Below are 17,373 nucleotides of genomic sequence, written 5' to 3'. Positions count from 1 at the left end.
CACATGCTTAAATCATTAAAAACCGCCGCTATCGCGCTTATTGCTGTCATCGCTAGCCCACTGAGTTTAGCGCACGATTATGAAGCAGGAAAAATTCATATCGACCATCCATGGAGCCGCGAAGCGCCACCAAACGCACCTGTTATCGGTGGTTTTTTTCAATTAACCAACCACGGTGACAGTGAAGATGCATTGATCGCAGCAGAAAGCCCAATCGCAGGGCATGTCGAAATTCACACGCATAAGAAAGAAGATGGTGTGATGAAAATGATTAAGATTGACGAAGTGCGCGTTCCAGCCAATGACTCAGTGTTGTTTAAGCCAGGCAGCTTCCATTTAATGATTTTTAACCCAACACAAACTCTTAAAGAAGGCGACCGCTTCCCTATGACGTTAACATTCAAAAACGCGGGTAAAGTGGAAGTAGAAATGGCGGTTGAAAAACAAGGTCACATGGAAAAACACATGCACCATTAATGACGTAAACAAAAGTGCCCGCTGATTTAGCGGGCATTTTTATCTCAGCTTAGTCAAAATCATTATTCCGGTAGATCCTAACTCGACTCTTCAGAATAATGGTGATGAATAACGCTCGGCGAAACGGGGTCACATATCATAACAGCGTGCTCGGGCAAGAGATTCTAAATCACGCTCGTCCCTCGCTATTCAGAATGACCTTGAAAGACTTAAGATCCTAAAAAGGTTCCCTACCCGCTTAAAACTCAACCTCTCGACAAAGTTCTCCAACCATCACTTGGCAAGCCTAAATGAAATCATAAGTTTGGCAACAAAGACCCACGGTTAATCAGCTTTCTTTCTACTTGAAACAAACCTCAGCCCAACGAGCTAAGCCGGCAGTTACTGAGCCAAAATAGTTTCCACTGACAACCGGAATACTTGGCAGTACGGTTTGCACCGCATCGCGCAAGATTGGCGAGCGTGCCGAACCTCCAGTCATAAAGATAGCATCGGGTTTAACTCCAGCTTGCTCTACCGCTTCTGTCACCAACGCCGTCATTTTATTCTTTGGCGACTGGATCGCTTCGATCATTTCGTCACGTTGTACATCAACTTCAATCGTTTCTGATAGTAAGTTGATGCCAGTTCGGTAAGAAGCTTGTTCTGAAAGTGCCACTTTTGCCTCTTCGGCACGGCGAACAATGTTGTAGCCTAAAGACTCATGATACACCTCTAGCAAACGAGCAAGTTTTTCTGGCTCTTGAGCCTGCTTTTGAAGCAACTTTAACGCTGATAGGTTCTCTCGCGAATAGAAGTCACTCTGCGCTTCTACATTATTGATTGCTATCGGGTTCCAGAATTGGGTAGTCGGCATCACAATGCCTGACTCCATTTTACTTCCCATGCCAAAAGGGAACATGAGCTGCTTAAATGCTAGCGCGATATCAAGATCATTCCCGCCGACACGCTGGCCACTGTGAGCTAACAAGCTTGCGGTCCTATCTGCTTTGCCGCGCCAAGACGGTCCCATTTGGATCAACGAACAGTCCGTTGTACCACCGCCAATATCGACTACTAGAATGATTTTATCTTCGCTGAGTGTCGCTTCATACTCTAGGCCCGCCGCGACAGGCTCAAACTGAAACTCCACATTTTGGAAGCCCGCACGTTTCGCTGCCCGCAACAAAATGCGTTCAGCCTGAATGTTAGCCGTTTCACCGCCACGCCCATGAAAGTTAATTGGTCTGCCGATCACAGCATCGGTAATACTTTGCTGCGCATCGTTTTCGGCTTGAGACTTAATATTGTCCATCATCGCGCAGACAAGGTCTTCGAAGAAAGCCAATTGCACATCACGCAAGCCAGATGCACTAAGAAAAGACTTCGGCGATTTCACATAATAGATATCGCGAGGATCTTCCAAATAGAGATTAAGTGCAGCCTGACCAAACGCGATGTCGTCGGATTCTAAGTCAATACTTTCTTCTCGGTTTAAATTGATTGCCCGGCGTAAAACCTGCTCACCAACTTGATCTAATGGTTTAATATCTCGATGGCGAAATAAATGCTCGGATACCGATTCACGAGTCGGTGCAGCAAGGGTGGAAGGAATAAAAGGGCTGTTTCCTTCTAGATTAAGCAGTACTGGATCACCCGATTCCATTTTAGCCACTGAACAGTTTGCAGTACCATAGTCAAAGCCGATAAACATTGTTTCTCCCACTGTCCCACTGATTAGTGGCCTTTTGACCGTTAAAAAGCTGGCAATGCTAACTTAATGGCATAAGAATTACTATCCCAAAATCAAGTGTAATTTAACGTGGAAAATCTATCTAAGGTACACTACTTTCTCTTTTTGCAGATGGCACAACAACCGCTACCAATAAAGCTAACAATAGGAACACAGGGCTAAGCATTAATCCATGCCAGATTGAATACCCATCATGGAACAGCCAGAATATACCAAGCGTCAGTAGGTACGAAAAGTAGCTGCAAAACACCAAGCTAATCGCGACAAAGCGCTTTTGATTAATAATAAGAATCCGCACTAGATACTGGCTAAGAATACCAGAGCAGCGCATGGCAAGTTGCCAATTAATGATAAAGAAAGCAAGCGCAATAAACCCAGCTACGACCAGTGCATCATGCGTGCTTAAAATGAAGTAGCTACCAAATCGGCTTATGATGACCGGATAATCGCCTTCGTATATCGTTGACCAAGATATTGCGTTCGCTGCTGCTACGTAATTGGCAAAATAAGCAATGGCGTAGAAAGTCGTTTGAGAACTGAACGGCTGAAATACATCCGTACAAAATCCTCGCCACTCTTCTTTGTTGGCGGTAGGCCCAACCCAGTCACGTTTTTTTTGAGCGGTACGCCCGGCAAACGCAGGCCCGTTGCGAAACAACAGCCAAAATATATAGAGTGCAAGTATAACCAAGAGTATTGAAAACATACCCTTCCCCCTCATAAATTATCGGCGCCACTGCCAATGGCGTTGGGGTCGTAAACTGCACTTCCCTGCTATACCTATTTGATTTATCAAAGACTTATTATTTTATTACCACCAAAATTCATTTAATGGCATGCTAAACAGCAACATTTTCACGCTTTGTGCGTGAAGTTCGAAAGCCTACTTTTAGGTTTAGCACAAAAATAACTACAGCAAAGCGTAAGAAAGGGATTCCGCATCCATCAATGAAGATGAGGCGTTAAGCAGAAGCTGCGACCGCAATGAGAAGAGAAGGATTCAAAGCGGCCATGCATGGACGAGAAGAGCAACTATTTCTCTAACTTTTCTTCAAATACACCAATCTCTCTGCCCAACCAAATCGCGCGTTCTGTGTGATCAAGTAACTCTTCTTCGCTTACTGGGTGAATAAGCACAGAAAAATCGCCTCGAATCGTATCAAGCCACGCCAAGAACTCTTCACTCAATGATTCTAGGTGAATTTCAAACATCGGCATTTTGTGTGGGCCAACTAACCTTCCAACTAATGGAAACACACGCAGCACATCTTGACGCTCTTGACGGATGATCTCGTTCAAGGCTTGCGCTTTATCTTGTTCTCTTAAGGGAAAATAAACATGAGCGTGGTACATAACTTCTCCATAATCACTTCCACTTGAGCACCACCTACTTTGGATAAGCTCAAGGACTGCCGAGGGTATACATTTGTAATGCCGTCACCCTACCTTGATTCCACTCTGTTGGGAAGAAGTTATGCATTCTCATAAGGTCGAGGCTTCGAGCACAACAAAAATTTGCAATTCATCATATAGCAACTGTTTGAGTTGATTCATTAATAATGACTCACTTTGTCAAATTTTACAGCCAAATTTTGTTGCAAATATGTTTCATTAACCAGTAATTAAATTCGAGTTTAAAAATACCAACAACAAAATAGCAGCATATTACTCTGCAAAATCAGGGTGTAAGCAAAACTTTACTACTGAGCGAAAGTCAAAATGAAGCATAATTTAACAATTTGTTTACACTTATTGTATCTGGCTATACCACGATTTAGTTAGAGGGTTAGATACAGAAAAGCCTTTCTCTGTATCTTGCGGTGAAATAGTCGCAGCGATGTTATCGACAAATAGTTTAAGGGACGAACAGATGCCTACCGCTATCGAAAGCACACGCAACCTTAGGTATGGCCTTTGCGCTGATATCAGAGTTTGAGTACCCATACAAACTCTGGTTTTGTATGAACAGCTGCAGTCCAAAAGACCCGCAGCGTCAAAAGGAGCTTGAGATGAACGTTCAGGCATTACCCATGCATCGGTTTATCGACCATCGTGGGGACCTAGTCGGCCAACTACCCAACTGGGCTGACAATGAAACATTGGTCGGGTTTTACCGAGATATGGTATTAACTCGCACTTACGACAACAAAGCAGTTGCCTTGCAACGCACCGGTAAGCTAGGGACCTATCCCTCACACTTAGGCGCGGAAGCCATAGGCATTGCGGTCGGCAGAGCACTTAAAGCTGATGATGTGTTTGTCCCTTACTACCGCGATATGCCTGCGATGTGGTGTCGTGGCATTGGCATGGAAAAGAACCTTCAATACTGGGGTGGCGATGAGCGCGGGAGTGATTTTGCTCCTGAAGGCAGTCCGGTTCCTAGCCGAGACCTTCCCTACTGTGTACCCATAGCGACGCAATGTACGCATGCTGTCGGGGTGGCTTCCGCGCTAAAAATTCAAGGTAACCATGAAGCTGCGCTAGTCATGTGCGGCGATGGTGGTACATCCAAAGGGGACTTTCTTGAGTCAATAAACTGCGCAGGTACTTGGAATATTCCACTTGTTTTCGTCGTAAACAATAACCAGTGGGCAATTTCAGTGCCGCGTAGTCTCCAATGTGCCGCCGATTTCTTATCAGAAAAAGCGCAAGGTGCAGGTATACCGGGTATTACTGTCGATGGTAACGATGTCGTCGCCGTTTATGATGCAACTAAAACCGCCCTTGAGAGAGCAAGAAAAGGGAAAGGCGCAACACTCATCGAAGCGGTGAGTTACCGACTGAGTGACCACACTACGGCCGATGATGCGACTCGTTATCGTAAAGAAGATGATGTTCAAACTGCATGGCAATACGAACCTATCGCACGTCTTAAAACGTATCTCCTTAATCAAGGCGCTTGGAGCGACGAACAAGAACAGCAATGGCTAGATTACTGTAAAGAGCAAGTAGAGTTAGCTGTTGAACGCTATCTGAGCTTACCGCCACAAGCACCAGAAACCGGTTTCGATTATTTGTATGAATCGCTACCTCAAGAGCTTCATGCACAAAGAGATGAACTCATCAACAAGGCAATGAGAATGCAGGGAGGCAGACATGGCTGAGCTAACGTTGGTTGAAGCAGTAAACCTTGCCCTGCACCACGAAATGCAACAAGACCCCAATGTTGTCGTATTAGGTGAAGACGTGGGCGATAATGGTGGTGTATTTCGTGCCACTGTTGGACTCAAGCAAGAGTTTGGTCTTAAACGAGTCATCGATACGCCACTCGCTGAAGCCTTAATCGGCGGGGTTGCGGTCGGTATGGCAACGCAAGGATTACGACCTGTCGCCGAATTTCAGTTTCAAGGTTTCGTTTTTCCTGCGATGGAGCACTTAATGTGCCACGCAGCTCGAATGCGTAACAGAACTCGCGGTCGGCTCACTTGTCCCGCGGTTTTTCGTGCGCCATTTGGCGGCGGTATCCACGCTCCGGAACACCACTCAGAAAGCGTGGAAGCGCTATTTGCTCACACTGCTGGATTTAAAGTGGTGATTCCTTCTTCTCCACAACGCGCATACGGCTTACTTCTCGCTGCAATTAGAAGCAATGATCCCGTCATGTTCTTCGAACCGAAGCGCATATATCGCACCGTTAAATCTGAAGTCGTTGATAACGGCGAAGCACTCCCACTCGACACCTGCTTCACCTTACGTAAAGGGCGAGATATCACGCTCGTTACTTGGGGCGCATGCGTCGTAGAGTCACTTCAGGCCGCGCAAACCTTGTCTAGTCAGGGAATTGAAGTCGAGGTGATTGATTTGGCGAGTATTAAGCCAATTGATACCGCGACGATTTTCAGCTCACTAGAAAAAACTGGACGTTTACTCGTTGTTCATGAAGCGAGTAAAACTTGTGGTGTGGGCTCTGAGCTATTAGCTCGAACCGCTGAACATGCCATGTGCTTACTTAAAGCCCCACCTAAACGAGTAACTGGAATGGACACCATTATGCCTTATTACCGTAACGAAGATTATTTCATGGTTCAGGAAGAAGACATTGTGACCGCGGCGCGCGAACTCGTGGAGGATTGGAAATGAAGACGTTTAATTTACCCGATCTCGGTGAAGGTCTCGCTGAGTCAGAAATTGTCAAATGGCACGTTAATGTCGGAGACATGGTTAAATTAGATCAAGTGATCTTAACCGTAGAGACAGCAAAAGCGACGGTAGACGTCCCTGCCCCCTATTCGGGCCGTGTGGTCAGCCGTCATGGTGAGGAAGGTGAAATCGTCAATATTGGTGCATTACTGCTAGAGATTGATGAAACAGGTGCTGGGAGAGAAGTAATGGCAGAGAAAAAAGCCACTGCTGACGCCGCAACCGTCGTCGGTAGCGTTTCTCACCAAGCGCATCATGTTAACGTTGATGATTTCTGGATTGGTGGCAACCACAACACGACAGAAAGCAACCTCGTTACCGCCCTGCCTTCGGCTCGCTTGTTGGCACAAAAACTTGGGGTAGATCTTAACCTCGTGTCAGGTAGTGGCCCGAACGGACTTATCGTTGATGCCGATATTTACGACGAAGCCGGAAAACAGCGTCCAGGCACCGAAGTTTTGAAAGGCGCTCGACGTACCATGGTATCGTCTATGACCGAGTCGCACGAACATGTTGCCGCCGTAACCATTACGGAAGAAGCGTTGTTGGAAGATTGGCTGCCAAACGAAGATATCAGTATCCGCCTTGTTCAAGCGATTGTTCATGCGTGTCAAGAAGAGCCTGCTTTAAACGCTTGGTTTGATGCCGAAACCATGACACGCTGTGTACACACAACGGTCAATGTAGGAATTGCAGTAGATAGCCGTCATGGATTGTACGTACCAGTCTTGCGCCACGCAGATGAATACGAGCCACAAGATGTTCGTCGTTGGCTCGATCAAACCGTTGAAGGGATCAGAGAGAGAAAAATCGGTCGTGAGCAATTGCAGCACGCAACGATTACGCTTTCCAACTTCGGCGCGATTGCCGGTATTTACGCAACACCTGTCGTCACACCGCCACAAGTCGCTATTGTCGGTGCGGGCCGAATACTCGACCGAGTTGTGATAAGAAATGGTCAAGCAATTTCGGTGAAAGCAATGCCGCTATCCGTAACGTTTGATCATCGCGCTTGTACTGGTGGTGAAGCTGCAAGGTTTACGAAAGTACTTGCAGAGCACCTGCAACGTCCGAGCGAAAAGTAACTTATAAAAATCAAATGATAAAGGCTTCCAGTCCGGAAGCCTTTTGTTTTAGGAAGCAAGACTATATCTACAGCTTCTCTAACAGCTCTGGCATTACCACAAACAAATCGCCGACCAATCCATAATCAGCAATGTCAAAAATAGGCGCATCAGGATCGCTATTAATTGCAACAATCACCTTGGAATCTTTCATTCCCGCCAAATGCTGGATCGCGCCAGAAATTCCGACGGCAATGTATAACTCCGGTGCAACAATTTTGCCGGTTTGCCCGACTTGATGGTCATTAGACACATAGCCCGCATCGACCGCCGCTCGTGACGCCCCTACCGCTCCACCTAGCTTGTCAGCCAATTGTTCTACTAAAACAAACTTCTCTTTACTCCCGAATGCACGACCACCCGACACTACTACTCTAGCCGCTGGCAATTCTGGTCGCTCACTTTCTGGCGTTTGTTGCGAAACAAACTCACTAAGTTTATTGATAATCACCGTGTCGACTTGAGTAAGCTTAGGGACAACTGGCGTGTCAGATAGCTCTGCGGCATCAAAAGCCGTACTTCTTATGGTCATCACTTTATAGGGATCATTCGACGTGACTCTCGCCAATGCATTTCCAGCATAAATTGGACGAATCACCGTATCGATAGACTCGATTGTCATCACGTCAGAAAGTTGACCAACATTAAGCAACGCCGCCACACGAGGCATCACATTCTTACCAAATGTACTGGCAGGAGAAAGAATGTGTGAGTAGTTTTTGGCTACTTGTGAGATCAAAGGTGCGATATTTTCCGCTAATCCATGTTCATATCCCTTCGCATCAACCCAGATAATTTCTGCAACACCTTGAACACAATTCAACTCATCCAAAACTGATTGGCACTGATAACCAATAAGCAACACAGAAACAGGAAGCGATTTATCATCATCCTTAATCTCAAATGCCGCTTTAATTGCACACAGCGTCCCTACAGCCAACGATTGGTTGTCATGCTCTGCGAGCACAAGTGTTGCTAATGGTCGGTCTTCCATGGTCATGCCTCATATAACACGTCAGATCCATTACTTGAGCTTAGTCCACTTCACGTTAACGTCAACTGAGCTATAGTTTTCTGTATAGAAACCAAAAACCTGTCACGCAGATGACGATAATAGAAAGGAAGCATAGAGATGGAACAAGAATGCATGGAGTTTGATGTCGTGATCGTGGGGGCCGGACCTGCAGGCTTAAGCGCCGCTTGTCGGCTAGCTCAACTCAGCCAAGACAGTGAAGGTGACGCACTTTCAATTTGCGTTGTAGAAAAAGGCTCAGAAGTGGGCGCACATATTTTATCTGGCGCTGTTTTTGAAACTAGTGCCTTAGATGAGCTTTTCCCCAATTGGAAAGAAATGGACGCCCCGCTAGCAGCCTCAGTTCAACGAGATGATTTCCTTTATCTTACTACTGAACAAAACCATATTCGCGTTCCCCACTTCCTTACACCGCGTCCAATGATAAATGGCGAGAATAATTACGTAATTAGCCTTGCCAACCTTTGCCGTTGGCTCGCTAACCAAGCAGAAAATCTTGGGGTGGAAGTTTTTCCGGGCTTTGCCGCTGCAAGCATCAATTATGATCAGACAGGCGCCGTGACAGGCATTAACACGAGCGATATGGGACTAGATAAGAACGGCCAGGCCAAACCTAACTTTGAACCAGGTATCGAGCTAAGGGCAAAATACACCCTTTTTGCTGAAGGTTGTCGCGGACATCTGGGTAAAGAACTTATTCAAAGGTTCGACCTAGACGCAGGAAAGCAACCACAGCACTACGCGCTTGGCCTAAAAGAGATATGGGAGTTACCCACTGACAGTAAGGATGTATCTGGCAGTGTTATCCACTCCGCTGGCTGGCCCTTGAGTGAAACAAATACCACAGGCGGCGGTTTTCTCTATCACATGGAGAACAACCAAATCGCCGTCGGGCTTATTGTCGACTTGAATTACAGCAATCCTTACTTGAGTCCGTTTGACGAATTTCAACGCTTTAAGCACCATCCTGCTATTGAAACACATTTGAAAGGTGCTCAGCGCATCGCTTACGGCGCAAGAGCCATTGCGAAAGGTGGGCTTTCCTCTCTGCCGAGACAGCAATTCCCTGGCGGTTTATTGATTGGTTGTGATGCGGGGACTTTGAACGTCGCAAAAATTAAAGGCAGCCACACAGCAATGAAATCCGGAATCATTGCAGCAGAAGCGGTACATACGGCCCGACAAACTGGAGCTTCTGAGCCAGACTACCAGTCGTTGTTTGAATCATCATGGTTGTATGACGAACTCGCCGAAACGCGTAACTTTGGCGCGAACATTCATAAGTTGGGCAGCATACTTGGCGGTGCTCTTTCGACTTTTGAACACAACCTGTGGCAACCACTGGTTAAGAAGCCGTTACCTTGGTCTATCAAGGACTATTCGCACGATCATGAGCAGTTAAAACCTAAACAAGAGTGCCACCCAATTGCATACCCAAAACCAGATGGTGAAATCAGTTTTGATAAGCCTTCGTCGGTATTTTTGTCGGGAACACAGCACGAAGAGAATCAACCTTGTCACCTTGTTCTGACTTACCCTCACATTCCAATTGATGTGAATTTAGGTATGTATGACGAACCGAGTCAGCGCTATTGCCCCGCTGGGGTTTACGAAGTGGTGGAAGTGGACAATAAGTTGAAGTTTCAGATAAATGCCGCCAACTGCGTGCATTGCAAAACCTGTGACATCAAAGATCCTTCGCAAAACATCACGTGGAAAGCACCAGAAGGTGGCGGTGGACCGAGCTATCAAAACATGTAGATACGTTAGTATGTTGACGATCTAACAAATGGATAAACAAACCGATTGGCAGAGCCTCATTACTCCTGCCAATCGGCAAAATGATCAAGCAAGAAGTCGATAGCCAATCGCGCTCGTAGTGGTAGAAAGTGACGATTCTGATAAACAATCCAGCTGCTGTTGCCACTTCCCCAATAGGGCTCTAGGATTGGCACCAAACGACCAGACGAAATAGCATCGTTGAAACTGCTCTTCGGTAAGTACGCCACACCTAATCCTTCTGCACAGGCTTGCAAGACCGTGTGTGCGTTATTGCTCTTCCATCTGCCCTGCACTTTTACGCCATCTAAAGGCTTGCCATCTTTTTCAAACAACCAAACGTCTTTGTTGGCAATAATGCAGCTATGACGCTTGAGTTGCTCGGGGTGCGTTGGCAAACCATGTTCATCGAGATAACGCTGACTGGCTGCCGCTGCCATGGGACGATCCACCAGCTTTCTCGCAACCAAGCCTGAATCACTCAACCTACCGTAACGAATGGCAAAATCGAAACCATCTTCAATAAAGTTGACCATGCTGGTGTTGAAGTTGATTTCTACCGTGAGATTAGGATGTTGCTTGGCAAACGCCATCAAGGCAGGCGCTACATGGTTTTCAGAAAACGCACCAGCGGCACTCACACGTAACGTACCACTCAATTGAGTTTGCTGCGTGGTGAGTTGCTCATTGGCTTGCTGAAGCCCAATCACCAACTCTTTACACTGTTGATAATACGCTTGCCCCGCTTCCGTTAGACTCACCATTCTTGTCGAACGTGCTAACAAAGCGACACCTAATCGCTCTTCTAGTCTTGTGACTTGGCGACTGACGTGACTGGTACTGCAACCTAACTGTTTTGCCGCTGCAGAAAACCCTAAGCTCTCAGCAACCGTAACAAACTCATTGATGCCTTCAAAACTGTCCATACTTACCTTTGCTATATAGCAATAATGTTTTGCCAATTAATCGTATTATCACTTATTTGATTAGCAATTAGTATGAAGGTGTTCAACAAATACACGTAAGCCAAAAAGGAAACCATCATGAAGAAAGTACTCATCATTGTGACGAACCATGCGACCCTAGGTGAAACTGACCAAGCAAACGGAACTTACGCGCCAGAGCTCACTCATGCCCTTAGCGAACTGCTGGGTGCAGGCTTCGATTACGACATTGCCTCTATCAAAGGCGGGCAAGCACCACTGTACGGAACCGACATCGAAGGCGACGCAGTGAACGAGAAAATTTTGGCGGATGATGATTTCCAGAACCGCATCAACAACACGATTCCAGTGTCACAAATCAACGGTGACAACTACGATGCGATCTTCTATCCGGGTGGTTTTGGTCTTCTTTCAGACCTAGCGAGCAACGAAGATTTTGCCAAGATTTCCGCAAAACACTATGAAGATGGCGGTATTGTGGCAGCAGTTTGTCATGGTCCGGGCGCTCTTCTTCCTATCACGCTTAGCAATGGCGAAAAGCTGCTTGCGTCTAAATCAGTAACAGGTTTCACTCGCGAAGAAGAGATCGACTTCGGCACCATCAACGATATCCCATTCCTATTGGAAGAATCTCTTGCACGCAGCGCAGCGCGCTACTCTAAAGTGCAACCATGGCAAGAGTTTGTAATTGTGGATGATCGTGTCATCACAGGTCAAAACCCAACGAGCGCACACGGCGTAGGCAGAGCGATTGTTGAACACCTAGCTTAAACGCACCGGAAACTACAACTATCCTAGAAGAGGAAAGCGTGCTTTGTCATGCTTTCCCTTGCTACAGGCGATCGCAAGATGCGCTTATACTTCTTCCCCTGCCTCGTCCTCTTCTACGATATCCGTTTCTTGGCTCGCCTCTTCCAACCATTGCTGTAAAGATTCACTTGCTAGCACCTTCTGTTGGTAAGCTTTGGCACCTTCGGATAACTCGATACCGTAAGTTTGGAAACGCAATACCACAGGTGCATACATAGCATCCGCTATCGACCATTCTCCAAATAGCCAACCGTTTGGATGCAGTTCTGCTTGCTCTGCCCAAATAGCGTCAATGCGAGCAATATCTTTACGTGCTCCCTCCGTTAGATCGACTTTTCTGCGTGCGCGGATGTTCATTGGGAGTTCGCTTCTTAAGTTAAAGAAACCCGAATGCATTTCTGATGCGATGGCGCGTGCTTTAGCCCGTTCCGCAGACTTACTTGGCCATGCTTTGCCTTGTAAGTATTGCTCGTTAACGTATTCCAAAATAGCTAATGAATCCCACACGGTTGCGTCATCATCCACTAAGGTAGGGACTTTCACGGTTGGTGTAATACCTTCCAAGGTCTTATAAAAATCTTCCGTGAATAATTTGAGCTTGGTGACTTCGACATCCAGTTTGAATTGAGAAAAGATCAGCCATGCGCGCAGTGACCAGCTTGAGTAGTTTTGGTTAGCAATAAACAGTTTCATGACGCCTCCATGCGGTTTGTGTTTTGAGTACCCATTCACAATATCTGATTGTATTTAAGGGGACTAACGGATAGTTTTGATGGAACACTTCAACAAAAACGATGGATGAGTTTTAGATATGGATATCGATGCGTTACGCAGCTTTCTGGCTTTTGTCGAAACGGGAAGTTTCACTCGTGCAGCCAAGCAGATCAATCGCACCCAATCCGCATTCAGTGCGCAAATGCGTAAGCTAGAAGACGAACTCAGCGTCAGTTTGTTTGAAAAAGAAGGTCGCAATCTTGTCTTAAGTGAAGCGGGATTAGCACTACGCTCTCACGCAGAGCAATTGGTTAGCTTGCACAATCAAGCACTGAAACAAGTGAGGCGCTATGAAAACAAGCGCCCTCTTCGCTTAGGTTGCCCAGAGGATTACAACGACAATATCTTGCCTAAAGTCATCCGCGTATTACAGCAATCTGAGCCCACATGTTCAATTCAAGTCTTCAGTGAGCCAAGCATCACCTTGAGAGAGAAACTAGATGAAGGAAAGCTAGACGCCGCTATTGTGACAAGAGCACCGGATAGTGAAGAAGGTTATTGGCTAGCGAGCGACAAAGGCGTGTGGATTGCTCATCCTGATTTTGACATTGAGAACGCCCAACCTCTCCCTCTCGCCCTATTCCAAACCGACTGTAAATACCATGCGGCAGCAGTAGACGGATTAACCAAACGTGGCACTCCTTATCAACTACTGGCATGTTGCAATACGGCTTCTGCACAACGAGCAATTGTACGTTCAGGCATGGCTATCGGTGCGATGGGCAGTATTAGCGTTAGCGAGGATCTTAAGATCTTAGACGATATGCCATCGCTACCTTCCGTGGATATCGTTTTGGTCACGGGCGTCGAGCCTCATCCGATACTGGATAAAGAATGCTTGGCGCAATTGGTTGAGTTAATGGCTTAACCGGATTAGCTAGCCAATCACAAAGTTAAATTGGCCCGTTAACCGCCCGTCGATTCGTATAGTTTCAAACTGCAGATAATCACGGGCTTTGCCACCCCACCATTCATCACCAGTATTGCCTCTTAAGTATAATTGAGTGGTCAGAAGCTCTTTGTTACCCCGCCACAACTTAACGTGAATGTGCGGCGGACGAGAGGCATAAGGCACAGGGTACAAGGTCTGAAACAAGTAGTGACCATCCGATTGAGTTTCTACCGCACCAAAGCCCGCAAAGTGCGCATCAAACTTATCGTTATTTGGTTGCTTAGGATGATCGTAAATCCCCTGCCCATCGCATTGCCAGATTTCTACTTTGATGCCTGAGACAGGGTTTCCCGATGTATCTACTACTCTGCCTTGCAACACGATAGGTTCACCGACCAAGCCTTCTGATTGCAGAATCAAGTTTTGACGAAGAGGAATATCCACTACTGGATAAAATGGCCCTTCTGTTTGTGCTGGCGTCGGCCGCATTGGTGTCGTCGCTTTTAAAGAGGGTGCGAACAACAATGTCCACAGCGCTAAAAAGTGTCTTCTTTCCATGATGCCACCAATGCAATTACGTTGAATTAAGTTTGGTGGAACTTGAGAGATTTGCCATGACGAATATAAAAATGCCCCTGCAAGAGAGTCATTTGCAGAGGCACTGTGGAACTAAATGATGAGTGTTGATCGAAGGATTATGCGGCTTCGAACGCCAGTGCTTTCTTCTCTACCTGACGGAAAATGAGAGTCAGCACACCATTTACCGTTAAATAAAATGCGCCTGCAATACCAAATACCGTCAACGTGTCGTAGGTTTGTGCGTTAATGCGTTGCGCGTAGCCCATCAGATCCATGATCGTAATCGTGCTTGCTAGTGACGTACCTTTGAAGACCAAAATCACTTCGTTCGAGTAAGCCGGAACCGCACGACGAATAGCGTATGGCAGCAGTACTTTTAGTGTTGCGGTTTTGTTCATACCTAATGCACGACACGCTTGCCATTGACCAGAAGGAATCGCGTTAAACGCTCCTTTGAACAACTGAGTGCTGTATGCAGCGGTATTGAGTGCTAGCGCTAACATCGCACAGAACCAAGGTTGGCTTAACCATGTCCAGAATACACTTTCTCTTACGGCATCAAACTGACCCGGACCGTAGTACACCAAGAAGATCTGTACCAGCAAAGGCGTACCTGTGAACAAGGTGATGATGCCACGACTTACCCAATGCAAACCCGGAGTACGTAGGATCAGAGTCAGCGTCATCATCAGAGCTAAAAGACAGCCCACAACCAAGGAAGCGGCGGTCAATTGGAGGCTAGTGCCTAAGCCATCCAGCATTTGCCAAACGTGTTGTTCGTTCATGCGGTCGCCTCCTGTCCCATGCTCATGCCTTGAATTGAGAACTTCTTATCAATCAGTTTGACGGCACGTTGTGTAATCAAAGTAATGCCTAGGTAAATCACCGCAGCGGTTGCGTACCATGTAAACGCTTCATGCGTCGCTGCAGATGTTAGCTGCGCTTGTTTCAACAAATCCGTTACGCCAATCAGTGATACAAGCGCGGTGTCTTTCAGCAGAACCAACCATTGGTTAGTTAAACCTGGTAGTGCGTGTCTTACTGCTTGTGGTAAAACAATGCGAACGAAAGCGTGTGCTTGACTGATGCCGAGTGCACTTGCTGCTTCTCTCTGCCCTCTTCCAACGGCTTTTAATGCGCCACGTAGAGTTTGAGAAGCGTAGGAAGCGAAGATCAATGACAACGCCACCACGCCAGACAAGAACGGGCTAACTTCAATAAAGTCGCCGGTGATTAAAAACAGAACCTGCGTCGAACCAAAATAGATGAACAACACGACAAGGATTTCTGGCAAACCACGTACAATCGTCACAAACGCCGTCATTGGCCATTTAACGAAAACGCGGCGAGACATTTCACCACTGGCGAATACCACTGCCAGAATCAAACCGACTAAAAGGCTTGTAAAGGCTAGCTGGACAGTCATCCAACTAGCTTGAACAAGCGATAAAGAGTAACCCGTTAGTGCCATATTACTTACCGAAGTACTTGTTGTAGATTACGTCGTATTCGCCGTTCGCTTTCACTGTTTTCAGTGCCGTGTTCAGCTTGTTCACTAGCTCGTCGTTACCTTTGTTTACTGCGATACCGAAACCGTTACCGAAGTATTTAGGGTTAGTAACGTGCTCACCTACGTACGCTAGGTTGTCTTCTTTCTTGAACCATTCCGCTACGACTGCTGTGTCACCGAATACAGAATCAATACGGCCATTCTTCATATCGATGAATGCGTCCTGGTAGCTTGAGTAAGGAACCGCTGTTACGCCTGGCATTTGCTCAATCAGGTAGCTTTGGTGTGTTGAACCGTTTTGAACACCAACACGCTTACCTTCTAGTGCTTTTTGATCGGCCACTTTTTCTTTGATAGAAACAAACGCTGCTGAGTTGTCGTAGTAAGGGTCAGAAAAGTTCACTTGCTCCAAACGCGCGTCAGTAATATCCATTGCAGAGATAGCCGCATCGTAACGCTTGAATTTTAATGCAGGGATCAGGCTGTCAAAAGATTGGTTGTGGAAGGTGCATTTTGCTTCCATTTCTTTACATAGTGCGTTCGCCAGATCCACATCAAAACCTTGGATTTGGTTGTTTTCATCCATGTATTCGAATGGGGCGTACGTCGCTTCCATCGCAAATTTGATCTCTTCTTGTGCTGCTGCATTCGCTGAGACAAGTCCGATTAGTGAAGCTAGTAGAATCTTTTTCATTGCAATACTCCGTGTGTACTTAGTGGGCTGACACTCGCAATGACAGCCGAGCTTATCTGTTAAATAGACTGAACTTTAAAAACGTGATTTAGTGATTTAAGTAGTCAGCAAACTGGGCGGTTTGCGGGTTAGAAAACGAATCATTTGTGCCGTGCTCAACGATGTGTCCTTTTTCTAAATACAGTACGTGGCTAGCGATTTTCTTGGCGAAATCCACTTCGTGCGTCACAACTACTTGTGTAATTCCGGTTTCGCTTAAATCTTTAATAATCTTAACGACTTGGTTAGTAATTTCCGGATCAAGCGCAGCGGTCGGTTCATCAAAAAGCAAGACTTCCGGTTTCATCATCAATGCACGAGCAATCGCCACACGTTGTTGCTGACCACCAGAAAGTTGCATCGGCCATGCATCCGCTTTGTCTGCCAAATGCAGCGTCGCAAGAATTTGCATTGCCTGCTTCTTCGCTTCTTCTTTATCCATGCCAGCGACTTTTACCGGAGCCTCAATCAGGTTCTCCATCACTGTCATATGCGGCCATAGGTTGTACTGTTGGAACACCATGCCCACTTTACGACGAAGCGCTAAACCTTGCTTCTCTTTGATTTCAGTTGAAAAGTCGAATGCGTCATTAGCGATGTTTAACTGGCCGTTATCCGCTCCTTCAAGAAGGTTAAGAACACGTAGTAGAGAGCTCTTCCCTGCACCACTCGGACCGAGTAACACCAGTGTTTCGCCGCTTTCACACTTAAAGCTGACATCGTGAAGCACTTGTGTCTCACCATAGGATTTATTGATTCCGCTTACCTGAATAGTCATGCTGACATACCGCATTAATTGTCACTTGGCATTTATATTACTCAAAAGGATTTTTTATGCAATAAAAA

At 46.4% G+C, this 17,373-nt stretch carries 19 protein-coding genes; 7 read left to right on the top strand and 12 right to left on the bottom strand.

Going from position 1 to position 17,373, the window contains the following annotated elements; genetic code table 11:
• The first annotated feature begins 3 nt into the window (after window positions 1-3).
• Window positions 4-477: a copper chaperone PCu(A)C gene (locus R8N46_RS03625; protein WP_005375841.1), complete on the top strand. Its 474-nt coding sequence runs from the start codon at window positions 4-6 to the stop codon at window positions 475-477.
• Between the two features lie 340 nt (window positions 478-817).
• Here R8N46_RS03625 and yegD read toward each other — a convergent pair whose 3' ends face one another.
• The 4 genes from yegD to R8N46_RS03605 form a co-directional block, all read right to left on the bottom strand.
• Window positions 818-2,170 carry a molecular chaperone gene (yegD, locus tag R8N46_RS03620; protein WP_115386689.1) on the bottom strand — a complete coding sequence of 451 codons (1,353 nt, stop codon included), beginning with the start codon at window positions 2,168-2,170 and terminating at the stop codon, window positions 818-820.
• 121 nt (window positions 2,171-2,291) lie between these two features.
• Entirely contained in the window at window positions 2,292-2,915 is a 624-nt protein-coding gene (locus R8N46_RS03615; RefSeq protein ID WP_206969268.1) for a hypothetical protein, read from the bottom strand.
• A 326-nt stretch (window positions 2,916-3,241) separates the two neighbouring features.
• Entirely contained in the window at window positions 3,242-3,562 is a 321-nt protein-coding gene (locus R8N46_RS03610) for a DOPA 4,5-dioxygenase family protein (RefSeq protein ID WP_005375836.1), read from the bottom strand.
• A 396-nt stretch (window positions 3,563-3,958) separates the two neighbouring features.
• Window positions 3,959-4,153: a hypothetical protein gene (locus R8N46_RS03605; protein WP_127891143.1), complete on the bottom strand. Its 195-nt coding sequence runs from the start codon at window positions 4,151-4,153 to the stop codon at window positions 3,959-3,961.
• A gap of 65 nt (window positions 4,154-4,218) precedes the next feature.
• Here R8N46_RS03605 and pdhA point away from each other — a divergent pair, with 65 nt between their 5' ends.
• From pdhA to R8N46_RS03590, 3 genes are read left to right on the top strand one after another with little or no spacing between them, the layout of a single operon-like run.
• A complete protein-coding gene (gene pdhA, locus R8N46_RS03600; protein WP_213911985.1) occupies window positions 4,219-5,313 on the top strand; it encodes a pyruvate dehydrogenase (acetyl-transferring) E1 component subunit alpha in 1,095 nt (364 codons plus the stop codon).
• On the top strand, window positions 5,306-6,289 hold the full coding sequence (locus R8N46_RS03595) for an alpha-ketoacid dehydrogenase subunit beta (RefSeq protein WP_017634235.1): 984 nt from the start codon (window positions 5,306-5,308) through the stop codon (window positions 6,287-6,289). The genes pdhA and R8N46_RS03595 overlap by 8 nt, the downstream gene beginning before the upstream one ends.
• Window positions 6,286-7,434 (top strand): dihydrolipoamide acetyltransferase family protein, encoded by a 1,149-nt coding sequence (locus tag R8N46_RS03590; protein WP_054701354.1) that lies wholly within the window; start codon window positions 6,286-6,288, stop codon window positions 7,432-7,434. Before R8N46_RS03595 ends, R8N46_RS03590 begins: the two co-directional genes overlap by 4 nt.
• Window positions 7,435-7,501: 67 nt before the next feature.
• Here the strand turns inward: R8N46_RS03590 and R8N46_RS03585 are convergent, their stop codons facing one another.
• On the bottom strand, window positions 7,502-8,467 hold the full coding sequence (locus tag R8N46_RS03585; RefSeq protein WP_005375829.1) for an electron transfer flavoprotein subunit alpha/FixB family protein: 966 nt from the start codon (window positions 8,465-8,467) through the stop codon (window positions 7,502-7,504).
• Window positions 8,468-8,605: 138 nt separating this feature from the next.
• Here R8N46_RS03585 and R8N46_RS03580 point away from each other — a divergent pair, with 138 nt between their 5' ends.
• Window positions 8,606-10,267 carry an electron transfer flavoprotein-ubiquinone oxidoreductase gene (locus tag R8N46_RS03580; protein ID WP_213972156.1) on the top strand — a complete coding sequence of 554 codons (1,662 nt, stop codon included), beginning with the start codon at window positions 8,606-8,608 and terminating at the stop codon, window positions 10,265-10,267.
• A gap of 59 nt (window positions 10,268-10,326) precedes the next feature.
• Here the strand turns inward: R8N46_RS03580 and R8N46_RS03575 are convergent, their stop codons facing one another.
• Window positions 10,327-11,211 (bottom strand): LysR family transcriptional regulator, encoded by an 885-nt coding sequence (locus R8N46_RS03575; protein WP_005388553.1) that lies wholly within the window; start codon window positions 11,209-11,211, stop codon window positions 10,327-10,329.
• 117 nt (window positions 11,212-11,328) lie between these two features.
• Between R8N46_RS03575 and R8N46_RS03570 the strand changes: the two genes are divergently transcribed.
• Window positions 11,329-12,000 carry a type 1 glutamine amidotransferase domain-containing protein gene (locus R8N46_RS03570; RefSeq protein WP_005388562.1) on the top strand — a complete coding sequence of 224 codons (672 nt, stop codon included), beginning with the start codon at window positions 11,329-11,331 and terminating at the stop codon, window positions 11,998-12,000.
• Between the two features lie 84 nt (window positions 12,001-12,084).
• Here R8N46_RS03570 and R8N46_RS03565 read toward each other — a convergent pair whose 3' ends face one another.
• A complete protein-coding gene (locus R8N46_RS03565) occupies window positions 12,085-12,732 on the bottom strand; it encodes a glutathione S-transferase family protein (RefSeq protein ID WP_042521061.1) in 648 nt (215 codons plus the stop codon).
• Between the two features lie 118 nt (window positions 12,733-12,850).
• Here R8N46_RS03565 and R8N46_RS03560 point away from each other — a divergent pair, with 118 nt between their 5' ends.
• Entirely contained in the window at window positions 12,851-13,681 is an 831-nt protein-coding gene (locus tag R8N46_RS03560; protein WP_042521063.1) for a LysR family transcriptional regulator, read from the top strand.
• Window positions 13,682-13,690: 9 nt separating this feature from the next.
• Here the strand turns inward: R8N46_RS03560 and R8N46_RS03555 are convergent, their stop codons facing one another.
• The 5 genes from R8N46_RS03555 to artP all read right to left on the bottom strand — a co-directional run bounded on the left by R8N46_RS03555 (window position 13,691) and on the right by artP (window position 17,305).
• Window positions 13,691-14,263 carry a protocatechuate 3,4-dioxygenase gene (locus R8N46_RS03555; RefSeq protein ID WP_054576775.1) on the bottom strand — a complete coding sequence of 191 codons (573 nt, stop codon included), beginning with the start codon at window positions 14,261-14,263 and terminating at the stop codon, window positions 13,691-13,693.
• Window positions 14,264-14,400: 137 nt separating this feature from the next.
• Entirely contained in the window at window positions 14,401-15,069 is a 669-nt protein-coding gene (gene artM / locus R8N46_RS03550) for an arginine ABC transporter permease ArtM (protein ID WP_005388569.1), read from the bottom strand.
• The gene (gene artQ / locus R8N46_RS03545; protein ID WP_042521067.1) at window positions 15,066-15,755 is read right to left on the bottom strand and encodes an arginine ABC transporter permease ArtQ; all 690 of its coding nucleotides are present in this window, start codon (window positions 15,753-15,755) and stop codon (window positions 15,066-15,068) included. The genes artM and artQ overlap by 4 nt, the downstream gene beginning before the upstream one ends.
• 1 nt (window position 15,756) lies before the next feature.
• A complete protein-coding gene (locus R8N46_RS03540; protein ID WP_005443853.1) occupies window positions 15,757-16,488 on the bottom strand; it encodes an arginine ABC transporter substrate-binding protein in 732 nt (243 codons plus the stop codon).
• Between the two features lie 88 nt (window positions 16,489-16,576).
• Complete coding sequence (gene artP / locus R8N46_RS03535; RefSeq protein WP_017634245.1) at window positions 16,577-17,305, bottom strand: arginine ABC transporter ATP-binding protein ArtP; 729 nt, start codon at window positions 17,303-17,305, stop codon at window positions 16,577-16,579.
• Between the last annotated feature and the right edge of the window lie 68 nt (window positions 17,306-17,373).

It is taken from the genome of Vibrio sp. 1874 (assembly GCF_033344395.1).
GTDB classification, from domain to species: domain Bacteria; phylum Pseudomonadota; class Gammaproteobacteria; order Enterobacterales; family Vibrionaceae; genus Vibrio; species Vibrio alginolyticus.
The sequence above is the reverse complement of the archived record's forward strand: the minus strand, read 5'-3'. Positions and strand labels throughout refer to the sequence as shown.